Genomic DNA, 11,781 nt, shown 5'->3' with positions numbered 1-11,781 from the left:
AAATGACGGCGTGTATCGACAAGGGAACGCCTCTGAGCAAAGCACTAAAACTCCGAAGATCAAAAAGCGTAAATTTAAAAAGCGATGAAATTTATAAAGCAGCTTTCTTTCTTTACCCTTGTTCTCTTATCAGCCTCCGCTCTATTTCCCGATACTCCGCCGCTTCTTAAAATTTCAGACGTAAGCGCTAGATATACGCGCATTCAATTGCCGCACGAATTTCTAAAACTCTGCGTGAAATTTTAAAATTTCAAACTGTTTGCGTCTTGCTAAATTTCTAAATTTTACAGTTTCAAATTTCGCAGACTAACTTCGCAGCAAGATTATCGTATAAAGCCAATCTGCCGCAAGCACGCGACAAACGAACCTCTAAATTCCGCCGCGCGCCCGCCTTGGCGCAAGCAGCTGCTTCGCGCGAGCGGGCGCTTTGCGCGCAGCTTTAGACTGCCCAAACTTACGGCGCAAAGCAATTATAAGCAGCTATGCGGCGAAATTTACGCCAAAGCCTCGTCGCGAGCTTTATTGAAGCACCTTACCTAAAATCCCGGCACCTTTGCCGACGGCGCTGCTACGAAGCGCGCTTTCTTTTTCCCTCATCACCGCAAACAGCCCATCCAGCGTCTTTTGCGTGATGTAATCGTTCAAATCCTCGCCCTGCTTAGGCAGATACTCGCTCGCGCCCAGCCCGCGCGCGATGTTTTGCACCGCTTCATTGCCCGCGATCTTATTTTGCGCGAAGGAATTTAGCCCGTTATACGCCGTCGCAAAGCTGTTTTTGCTCATCATGTCGCTTACGATCGGCCTAAAAACCGCTCGCAGCTTTGCACCAGATTTGCTCTGCAAATACTCGCTAAGCGCCGTGTCGCCGCCGCTGATGAGCTTTTTAACGTCGGCATCGCTCATCGATTTCAGATCTTGCAAAAATATCTTGCTCGCGCCGCTTACCGCCTTGGTAGCGGCATCGTTCATACTCACGACGAGCTCGCGCTCCCATTTATCGCCACCCACCTTTCTCGCAAGCTTCGCAGCCGCCTTCAGCGAAGGAGGAAGTTCGATTTTAGCGGTCTTGCTGTGGATGTAGCCCTTGGCGAGCTCGGCTACGGCGCGGTTTGTGGCGGAAGCGAGCAGCTCTTTGTAGTTTCCGCTCTGAGTCGCACCGAGCATGTCCGCGCCCTGCTTTAGAATATCCGTCACGTCCGCATACGCAAGCGACAGCGACGCAGCGGCTAGTAAAACCATAAATTTTTTCATATTGCAACCTTTGGATAAAATTTGCGCCATTATGCCAAAATGCGGTAAACGCTCAGCCCGTGCTCGGTCTAAATTTACGCACTGCGCGGGCGAGCTGAGATAAAATTTTAAGCTAAATTTGAAAGCGGCTTCGAGTTAAATTTTAAACGTCAAATTTCAAAGCTAAATTTAACGGGTAAAATTTACCCGTTAAATTTAAAGATGAAATTTGGCGGCGGGTTTTGTCGTACTTACGGCTAAATTTTAAAAACAGTGCTACGACAAGCTAAAAATTTTAAAACCGCACTGCTTGACACTTTTAAATTTATGCAGCGCGCCAGATACCAATACAAGACATACAAAGTGAATTATGTCGAGAAGTGCGCATATCCTCAGCATAAACGATTGAAATTTTATCAAAACAACCAAAAGCTCGCCGCAAATTTAAAGAGTTTAAATTTAAAAGCGAGCTGCCGCTTTTGACAAAATAAAGCGAGTTAAGCTTAAACCAGGCCTTGATCCAGCATCGCATCGGCTACGCGGCGAAAGCCCGCGATGTTTGAGCCTAGCACGAGATTACCTTCCGCGCCGAATTCCTTCGAGGTCTCGTAGCTGGTGCGAAATATGTGGCGCATGATCTCGCGCAGCTTACTATCGACCTCCTCGAAGCTCCACGACGCCATCTGCGCGTTTTGCGCCATCTCAAGCCCGCTCGTAGCTACGCCGCCAGCATTCGCCGCTTTCGCAGGGCCGAAAAGAAAGTCTTTTTGCGCGAGCATAAAATCGATCGCCTCAAGCGTGCTTGGCATATTCGCGCCCTCGCAAACCATGCGACATCCGTTGGCATAGAGAGTCTTTACGTCTTGCAGATTAAGCTCGTTTTGCGTAGCGCTCGGAAACGCGGCGTCGCACGGCACGCTCCACACGCCGTTGCGGCCTGCGGGATAGGCGCTTACGGGGATAAATTTTGCGTTAGGACGCTCTTTGATATATTCGCAAAGCCCCACGCGCAGCTGCTCTTTTAGCTTTTTAAGAAGCGCCACGTCGATTCCCTCGGCATCATAGATAAAGCCCGTAGAATCGCTCACGGTGACGGGCTTAGCCTGCATCTGATAGAGCTTTTCGGCGGTGTAGATCGCGACGTTGCCGGCGCCCGAGATCGTGCAAATTTTGCCGTGCAGCGAATCGCCTCTGGTAGCGAGCATCTCGTTTGCAAAATAGACCGAGCCGTAGCCCGTAGCTTCAGTGCGCGCAAGGCTGCCGCCCCAACTTAGCCCCTTGCCCGTAAGCGCGCCGTCGAATCTGCGGGTGAGCTTTTTATACGCGCCGTACATATAGCCGATCTCGCGACCGCCCACGCCGATGTCGCCCGCAGGCACGTCGGTATTGGAGCTGATTAGGCGGTGAAGTTCTAACATAAAAGCTTGACAAAATCTCATAATTTCGCCGTCGCTCTTGCCCTTGGGATCGAAATTTGCGCCGCCTTTTGCACCGCCGATATTAAGGCCCGTGAGGGAATTTTTAAAAATTTGCTCAAACCCTAAAAATTTTAAAACGCCCAAATTTACACTCGGATGAAAGCGCAGACCGCCTTTGTAAGGGCCCAGAGCGGAGTTGAACTCTATGCGATATCCCGTATGCACGCAGGGCTCGCCGTCGTCGCTCATATAGACGACGCGAAACATCATCGTGCGCTCGGGTGCCAAAATGCGCTCTAAAATTTTATTTTTCACATACCTCTCATCGCGCTTTAGAAGCGGTATGAGCGAGTATAAAATTTCGGTCGATGCCTGGATAAAGACCTCCTGACCGGGATTGGCACGCTTTAAATTTAGCAGCAAGCCGTCGATGTAAGACTTCATAGTTCCTCCTTTTGAACCGGATTAAATTTTAATTTTTTGGCTTTAGCGATAAATTTTTTCAGCGCCAGCTCCTCGCGGACGCCGATCTCATAACCGATAAATTTCAGATAATTTAAAATTTCGCGCTCTTTTATGCCCCGCGAAATGGTGTAGCTTTGCAGGATATATCTTGGAATTTTAATGCGCGAACGTAAAAATTTCGTCGCCAGGCGCGCGTAAGCTTTTTCGTTTTTCACGCAGCACAGCCGCCCAAAAACAAAGGGCAAGCCCGTGCGCTGCTGCCAAATTTCGCCCAGATCGTAGAATTTATCCCTACCCTGCGAAAGCAGAGCCTTTAGAGCATTATCTCCGATTAGTACCTCGCCGCTAAGATCCAGCACGCGAGCTAGCATATTTGAGCTCATCGACGCGGGATCGAGCCTGGGCGCCGAGTTTTTGCGCACGAGCACGCTTAGCACTTCCCGCTTTGCGACGATTCCAAGAGGCAGCCTGCGGTATTTTGAGCGGCGGCTTTCGATGCTGGAGATTACCGCAGCGTCTATGCGCCTATAATAAAGATCGGCGCAGAGCTTGCTCGGCACCCCTTTTTTAAATTCTATCGATTTTTTAACATAAGACGGCAGCGGAAGGGATTTTAAAAATACGTGAAATGGGAGCAAATTTAGATAATCGATTTTGCCTAATAACATAACTTTCTCCGAATTTAGCGCAGGAAAAGAGGTTAAATTCCGGCGCCAAATCGGAATTTAACCAAAAATTTCAGGATTTATTTGACCTCGGTGATCGGGATGGATTTGTATTTGCTAAACTCCACTATGCCCTCACCTTTTTTGAAGTGGATGCTCACTCCGTCCTTGTTCTCCATATAGATGCCGTCGGCGGCACGCTCGCGCTTGAGGTCGTAGCTTTTGCCGCTATCGTCCTTTAACACGGCGGTATTGAAATCGTCGTTTGAGCTAAGCGAAAGCTTTTTGCCCTTGTCATCGACGAAATAGAAGGTCTTTGCGTTCTCTTGAGTTATGGTTTTTTCGCTCTGTGCTTGCTTATTCATAGCGCTATCCGGGGATTGGCGGAGCTGGTTTGAGCCGCATCCTAGCAAAACTAACGCCAAAGCGGCGCACGATAGAACTTTAAACATATTTCTCCTTTAAATTTAGGTTACACTCGTTGATGAGTGATTTTCGGATATCCCAAAGCTTTTGAGAGAGATCCACTTTGTAGCTTTGCGGATGGACGTTGCGAAGGTGCTCGAGCCAAAATTTACTCTTCTGCTCCTTGCTAAAACGCGCGATCTCGCTTACCGTGCGGCGCACACCTACGAATTTGCCCTCCTTGAAAACGGGACGTAAGAGCTTATGCGCGCTGAAATTCGTTAAAATTTTACGCTTGTAGGTGTAAAGAGGATGAAAAATTTCAAGCGGCGCGCTCTCGTCTATGCTCTCTCCATCAAGCGCGATCAGATCGGCAAGCGCCATGCCGTTATCTTTGTCGTAGAGTCTAAAGACCTGCTTGTAGCCCGGGTTATTGATCTTGCGCGGATCGTTTGAAATTTTGATCTTAGCTATGATCTCGCCATCTTTTTCGATACCGCTTAGCTTATACACGCCGCCGAGGCTCGAACTATCTCCGCCCGTAATAAGCCTCGTGCCGATCCCCCAGTTGTCGATTTTGGCGTCGAAGAGCTTAAGCTGATCGATCGCGTATTCGTCCAGATCGTTAGATGCGGTGATCTTTGCGTTCTCAAAGCCCGCCGCGTCGAGCATCTTACGCGCCTGCTTGGTCAGATACTCCAGATCGCCCGAATCTATGCGGATTCCAAGCGGCTCATGACCGCTCGCGCGAAGCTCTTTAAAAACCTTGATCGCATTCGGCACGCCGCTTGCGAGAGTATCGTAGGTATCGACGAGCAAAAGCGTGCTGTTCGGATAAATTTTAGCGTAGGCGCGAAACGCCTCCAGCTCGCTATCAAAGCTCTGAATCCACGAGTGCGAGTGAGTGCCGATCGCAGGGACGTCAAATTTCTTTGCGGCGAGCACGTTTGACGTGGCGATGCAACCGCCTATAATCGCAGCCTTTGCGCCGTAGATGCCCGCACTTCGCCCCTGAGCGCGGCGCAAGCCAAACTCCATCACTGGATCATTTTTGGCGCTAAAGTTTATACGCGAGCTTTTCGTAGCGATGAGAGTTTGAAAATTTATAGTATTTAGGATCGCAGTTTCGATGAGCTGCGCCTCCATAATGTTTGCCTTGACTCGAATTAGCGGCTCGTGCGGAAATACGATCTGCCCCTCATCCATGGCGTAAATTTCGCCACTAAATTTAAAGCCTCTTAGAAATTCCAAAAATTCCGGCTTAAAGAAATTTAAACTTTTTAGATACGCGATATCGTCGTCACTAAATTTGAGATTTTCGATATAATCCACGACCTCGTTTAAGCCACAAAATATCGCGTAACCGCCGCCGCTTGGGTTTTTGCGATAAAAAACGTCAAAAACCGCCGTCTGATCGAGCTTTGTAAAAAAATAACCCTGCATCATACTAAGCTGATAAAAATCGGTAAGTAAAGCCAAATCTTTCATTTACGCCTCTTAAATTTAATCTAGCCTCGTGTTAGAGCAAAAAATCATAGCTTTTTGGCTTCTAGGCTTTTTTTATAAGCCGCAGCGTCGAACTCTTTGACGCGAGCGACGCCGTCATCTACCGCAGCTTTTGCAACCGCCGTCGAGATCACGGCAAATACGCGCGGATCGAAAGGATTTGGGATCACGTAGTCTTTGCCGAATTTTAAGCTATCTTTGCCCAGCATCTTGCGGATTTCTGCAGGAACCTCTTCGCGAGCAAGATCCGCCATCGCGCGAGCGGCCGCAATTTTCATATTTTCGGTAATCTTTTTGGCTCTTACGTCAAGCGCGCCGCGGAAGATATACGGAAAGCCCAAAACGTTATTGATCTGATTTGCAAAGTCGCTTCTGCCTGTGCCTACGATCGCGTCGTTTCGTACTTCCTCGACCTCGCTTGGATAAATTTCCGGTACCGGATTTGCAAGCGCAAAAATGATTGGATGCGGCGCCATAGTCTTTACCATCTCTTTGGTTAAAACGCCCGGCTTGCTAAGGCCCAAAAACATATCCGCGCCCTTCATCGCATCCTCTAGCGTGCGATCTGTGGTGTCTAGGGCAAATTCTTTCTTCTGCTCGGTAAGATCGGTGCGACCCTTGTGGATCACCCCTTTGGAATCGAGCATTATGATATGTTTGGCGCCTAAATTACGATACATCTTTGCACACGCTATGCCAGCAGCACCCGAGCCGCTGACTACGATCTTCATATCCTCGATCTTTTTGCCGCTGATAAGGGCTGCGTTGATTAGCCCTGCGCCCGTAATCATCGCAGTACCGTGCTGATCGTCGTGCATGACGGGGATATCGACGGCTTTTTGCAGCTCGCGCTCTATCTCGAAGCACTCGGGAGCTTTGATATCCTCTAAATTTATACCGCCGAACGTAGGCGCAAGCGCTTTGCAAATTTCAATTATCTTTTTAGGATCTTTTTCGTCGATCTCAATATCGAAGGCATCAACGCCGCCGAATTTTTTAAACAAAACCGCTTTACCCTCCATTACGGGCTTTCCGGCGATTGCGCCGATATCACCAAGCCCCAAAACCGCTGTGCCATTAGTGATAACGGCTACGAGATTGGCTTTATTCGTGTATTTAAACGCAGCCTCGTGATCACCTTCGATCACCTTGCAAGGCTCCGCGACGCCCGGCGTATATGCAAGCGCCAAATCCTCCGCTGTAGCGCAGGGTGTTTTTACATTCGTACCGATTTTACCGCCTATGTGGTACTTCAAAGCTGCTTCAACGTTTACTTTAGCCATTTTATAATCCTTTTTTGATTAAATTTGAAATTCTCGTTTTAACTTCGTCGCTTCCTAAAATTTCACAAATTTCAAAAATCGACGGACTTACACTTCCCCCCGTGATCGCAACGCGCAGCGGCTGGGCAAGATCCTTTAGCTTGGCGCCGCTTGCGTCCAAAAACTCCATCGTCCTTTCCTCGCATTCCTTTGCATTTAAATTTGCGCTTAGAGTATCCGCAAATTTTGCGAGTAAGCTTAGCGAACTTTCGGTTACAAATTTCTTATACGCTTTCTCGTCGTAGCAGCTCGGGCGATTTAGAAGAATTTTAATGCCCTCGGCCATCTCCACTAGCGTCTTTGCGCGCTGTTTGTACTGCTGCGCGATGAGATGTTTTTTCGCGTGCGAGCGAATATCGACGCCGAATTCCACAAGCTGCAAGACAAGCTCGTCGTCGTCAGAGTTTTTAATATAATGCGCATTGAGCCACTCGAGCTTGGTTTGATTGAAGGTGCTACAGCTTTTACTGATATGGTTAGGATCAAAATATCGCTTCATCTCCTCCATGCTAAAAATTTCATCATCCCCGTGGCTCCAGCCTAGGCGTACTAAAAAATTTAGCAGAGCTTGCGGCAGATAACCCATGCGCTTATACTCCATCACGTCGGTAGCGCCGTGGCGTTTGCTTAGCTTGCTGCCGTCGGTGCCGTTGATCATCGCGACGTGGTAAAATTTCGGGATTTTAAAGCCTAGCGCGTTATAAAGCACGATCTGCTTTGGGGTATTGCTTAGATGATCGTCGCCGCGGATCACGTCCGTGACGCCCATCAGCGCGTCGTCGATCACGACCGTGAAGTTATACGTAGGCGTGCCGTCGGAACGCGCGATGATGAAATCGTCCAAAATATCGGCAGCATTAAATTTTATCTCACCCTTGATGCCGTCACTAAATTCTATCGTGCCACTAAGCGGGGCTTTTATACGCACTACGGGCTCGATCCCTGCAGGTGGCGTACCGGTAAAATCGCGATAGCGGTTATCGTAGCGCGGGCGCTCTTTGCGAGCTTCCTGCTGCGCTCGCAGCTCGTCAAGCTCGTCCTTGCTCATATAGCACTTGTACGCCTTACCCTCATCTAGCAGCTTTTGGACATATTGTTTGTAAAGATCGAAGCGCGAGCTTTGATACACGATCTGCCCATCATAGTCCAGATTGCACCACTTAAAGGCTTCCTCGATCGCCTTAGCAGCCTCCTGCGAATTGCGCTTCAGATCAGTGTCCTCAATACGCAGCAGGAATTTGCCGCCGTTTGCTCTAGCGTAAAGATAACTAAAAAGCGCCGTTCTAAGTCCGCCGATATGTAAATATCCCGTAGGACTCGGCGCAAAACGAGTTACTATCATAAAATTCCTTTGCAAAAATTACCATTTAATGTTATAATCGCGATCTTGTAATTATAAAGCAAAAAGACTAAATAAAGGTTAAAAATGATAAAGAAACTGCTTTTTTCCGCAATGATCTGTGCTGTTTGTGCAAATGCCGAAGTAGTAAACGGCGTCATCGCCGTGGTAGATAATGAGCCCATCACCGGCTACGAACTAGCCAAAGTTCAGAAGCTAACGGGCGCTTCGCCGCAAGCTGCGATGGAAATTTTAATCGGGCAAAAGCTGCAACAATCCGAGATTAAACGCCGCGGCATCGCGGTAAATGACGCGGAGATCGACGCGAGACTCAAAGCGATCGCTGATCAAAATAAGCTTAGCTTAGACCAACTCAAAACCGCTGTGCAAAAGCAAGGCATGAACTACGATGACTTTAAAGCAAATATCCGCCACACACTGCTTGAAGAAAAGCTCTATGGCTCGATATTTGCGGACGTGCAGCACCGCACGACCCCCGAAAATGTTAAAAAATTTTACAGCCAAAATAGTTCATTATTTACAACCTTCGATAGCATCACGCTCACCCGCTATATCGCGAAATCTCAGGCTCCGCTAGATAAGATCCGCGCAAATCCAAAGCTCCGCCCAAGCGACGTGTATGTGATGAAAGGAACCCTCAAGGCCAATCAAATGGACGAGGGGCTCAAATATATCGTCACGAACGTCGAGCAGGGCAAATTTTCGCCGATAATCCCTACGCGCAACGGCTACGAAATGTTTTACGTAAACGACAAAAAGGGGCTTCATACGCTTGATTTTGACAGTGTGCAAGACAAGGCGATCGAAGGCTACGTGACCTCCGAGCGCAAAAAGGCGGTCACTGAGTTCAACGACAGGCTCCGCTCAAACGCTAATATCCGCATCATCGAGCGCCCACAGGCAAAAGCGCAAGGCGCAAAAACCGCTCCAAAAGTTAAAGTGCAAAAAAGGCGGTAAATTTTAAAATCTGCCGCCGTGTTAAATTTAATCAGAATTTTAAGATATGCTATCGCGAAAAAATATAAATTAGCGGCTTTAACGGCATTCAGTTTTAATAAGAATTCTAAAAACGTGAAATTTAGTTCAAATTTTAAAGGTGCCTAGCGATAATAATCAGTGATTTTACCGAGTTTGTAAGTAAATGACAGTATAATTGTTGAGGTTTTAAAACTTTTAGAAAAATCTTTAATTACCAAGATTTATATAAATTTCTATATCCGATATCTACTTCAATACCGACTTACGAATTAACTACCAATCTAAGCGTTAAAACTCTCATTTACTCTATGCTTTGATATAAAAATTATTGGCAAACACAATAAAAATTTAAAATTAATATATTTATTTAGAGACTATATATTTAAAGTTTAGAAAGATGTTTTGAAGTAAAAAAATATCGATATTTGTTAGATAAAAAAAGTTATTGAGCAATATTTAAAGAGTAAAATGATATTTCAGTAAATTGCCAAGAATAAATAAAAATTAATATATATGTGAAACAAAATTAGGAGGAAAAATGGATAAACAAAGTACAACAAAATATATTTTTGTTACAGGTGGAGTTGTTTCATCGCTTGGAAAAGGGATTGTGGCTTCTTCATTAGGAAGACTATTAAAGGAGCGGGGATATAAAGTTACAATCCAAAAATTTGATCCATATATAAATGTGGATCCAGGAACTATGAGTCCTTATCAGCATGGAGAAGTTTTTGTTACAGAAGATGGAGCAGAAACTGATTTGGATTTGGGGCATTATGAAAGATTTATCAATGAAAATCTGACAAAATATAATAATTTGACAACAGGAAAAATTATGTCAAAAATTATTGCAAAAGAACGTCGTGGAGAGTTTCTAGGTGGAACAGTACAAACAGTACCTCACGTGACAGATGAAATTAAGTATAATGTTATAAAAGCAGCTGAAGAAAATAATTCTGACATTGTAATTACTGAAATTGGTGGAACTATTGGAGATATAGAAAGCGATCCGTTTATTGAAGCAATTCGTCAATTAAAGAGAGAAGTTGGAAGAGAAAATATCGCTTATATTCACGTAACATTGTTGCCATATTTAAAAGCAGCAGGAGAATTAAAGACAAAACCTACACAACATAGTGTAAAAATGCTTCAAGGGCTTGGAATCTCGCCTGATGTAATTGTAGTGAGAAGTGAACATCCTGTTGATGAGAATATTAAGAAAAAAATCTCACTTTTCTGTGATATTGATGAAGAAGCAGTTATTGAATCATTAGATGCAGAAAGTCTTTACGAAATACCATTAACTATGGAAAAATTAGGACTTGCCGATGTAATTTGTAAACATTTTAAAATAAAAAATGAAAAGCCGTTACTGACTGAATGGACTAAAATGGTAGAAAAATTCAAAAACCCTAAAAAGATTGTAAAAGTAGCAGTTGTTGGAAAATATATTGAATTAAAAGATGCTTATATCAGTATTCATGAATCAATCGAGCATGCTGGGTTTAATCTTGATACAAAAGTTGAAATTGATTATTTTAAGGCTGGAGAATTTGATGTGAAAAAACTGGCTGATTATGATGGAATTTTAGTGCCAGGTGGATTTGGTGACAGAGGAGTAGATGGAAAAGTTGAAGCGATAAAATTTGCAAGAGAAAATAACATTCCATTCTTTGGAATTTGTCTTGGAATGCAAATGGCTTGTGTGGAATTTGCAAGAAATGTACTTGGCTATAAAGATGCAACTTCGACAGAATTTGAAAAAGACACTTCATATCCAATTATAAGCCTTATGGAAGAGCAAAAAGGTCTGAAAGATATGGGAGGGACAATGCGTCTTGGAGCATATCCATGTGTATTAAAAGACGATAGCTTGGCTGCAAATATATATGGAAAAACTGAAATAACTGAAAGACATAGACATAGATACGAATTTAATAATGCTTACAGGGAAGAATTTGAAAAAGCTGGAATGGATATTGTAGGATTATCTCCAGATGGAAATTATGTGGAAGTAATCGAAATAAAAAACCATCCATATTTTATAGCATCACAATACCATCCAGAATTTAAAAGCCGTCCAAATCGTCCACATCCATTGTTTACAGGCTGGATAAAAGCGGCATTAAAGAAACGAAGCGAAAAATAATAATAATTAATTGAAAAACAAATTAAGCAGGAAAATTTTTATTAATTAGGAGTTTTTCTGCTTTTTTATTTTGGAAATTTTGAATTAGTAAAATTGAAATTCTAGAAATGTAGGTGAAAGGAGACAGCCTACTTAAAATATAAACAAAATAAACTAACCATTTAATATAAACTTTTTCAATAAAGGATAAAAACCTAGTATTTCAAAATAATTAAAATATAATTTTTTTGTTTTAATAAACCGACGGAGCTTTTATTTGTTCAACTACGACTGTTTGACGACT

Annotated in this window: 9 protein-coding genes; 2 read left to right on the top strand and 7 right to left on the bottom strand. The window is 44.6% G+C overall.

Annotated features, from left to right (window positions below):
- Positions 1-519: 519 nt before the first annotated feature.
- The 7 genes from Q0372_RS02195 to gltX form a co-directional block, all read right to left on the bottom strand.
- Positions 520-1,251, bottom strand: a complete 732-nt coding sequence (locus Q0372_RS02195) for a DUF4197 domain-containing protein (protein ID WP_298102020.1) — start codon at positions 1,249-1,251, stop codon at positions 520-522.
- A 482-nt stretch (positions 1,252-1,733) separates the two neighbouring features.
- Positions 1,734-3,092 (bottom strand): NADP-specific glutamate dehydrogenase, encoded by a 1,359-nt coding sequence (gene gdhA / locus Q0372_RS02190; RefSeq protein ID WP_298102017.1) that lies wholly within the window; start codon positions 3,090-3,092, stop codon positions 1,734-1,736.
- Positions 3,089-3,781 carry an MqnA/MqnD/SBP family protein gene (locus tag Q0372_RS02185; RefSeq protein WP_298102014.1) on the bottom strand — a complete coding sequence of 231 codons (693 nt, stop codon included), beginning with the start codon at positions 3,779-3,781 and terminating at the stop codon, positions 3,089-3,091. Before Q0372_RS02185 ends, gdhA begins: the two co-directional genes overlap by 4 nt.
- 77 nt (positions 3,782-3,858) lie before the next feature.
- The gene (locus tag Q0372_RS02180) at positions 3,859-4,230 is read right to left on the bottom strand and encodes a hypothetical protein (RefSeq protein ID WP_005869803.1); all 372 of its coding nucleotides are present in this window, start codon (positions 4,228-4,230) and stop codon (positions 3,859-3,861) included.
- A complete protein-coding gene (locus tag Q0372_RS02175) occupies positions 4,223-5,671 on the bottom strand; it encodes a nicotinate phosphoribosyltransferase (RefSeq protein ID WP_298102010.1) in 1,449 nt (482 codons plus the stop codon). The genes Q0372_RS02180 and Q0372_RS02175 overlap by 8 nt, the downstream gene beginning before the upstream one ends.
- Positions 5,672-5,715: 44 nt before the next feature.
- On the bottom strand, positions 5,716-6,972 hold the full coding sequence (locus tag Q0372_RS02170) for a malic enzyme-like NAD(P)-binding protein (RefSeq protein ID WP_298102006.1): 1,257 nt from the start codon (positions 6,970-6,972) through the stop codon (positions 5,716-5,718).
- 1 nt (position 6,973) lies between these two features.
- Positions 6,974-8,353 carry a glutamate--tRNA ligase gene (gltX, locus tag Q0372_RS02165; protein ID WP_298102002.1) on the bottom strand — a complete coding sequence of 460 codons (1,380 nt, stop codon included), beginning with the start codon at positions 8,351-8,353 and terminating at the stop codon, positions 6,974-6,976.
- Between the two features lie 84 nt (positions 8,354-8,437).
- Between gltX and Q0372_RS02160 the strand changes: the two genes are divergently transcribed.
- On the top strand, positions 8,438-9,328 hold the full coding sequence (locus Q0372_RS02160) for a peptidylprolyl isomerase (RefSeq protein WP_298101999.1): 891 nt from the start codon (positions 8,438-8,440) through the stop codon (positions 9,326-9,328).
- A 559-nt stretch (positions 9,329-9,887) separates the two neighbouring features.
- Positions 9,888-11,498 carry a CTP synthase gene (locus tag Q0372_RS02155; RefSeq protein WP_298101996.1) on the top strand — a complete coding sequence of 537 codons (1,611 nt, stop codon included), beginning with the start codon at positions 9,888-9,890 and terminating at the stop codon, positions 11,496-11,498.
- The last annotated feature ends 283 nt before the right edge of the window (positions 11,499-11,781 follow it).

This window comes from uncultured Campylobacter sp., from assembly GCF_937997405.1.
Taxonomy (GTDB): Bacteria; Campylobacterota; Campylobacteria; order Campylobacterales; family Campylobacteraceae; genus Campylobacter_B.
Note: the sequence above shows the minus strand (reverse complement) of the source record. Positions and strands in the feature narration are given on the sequence as shown.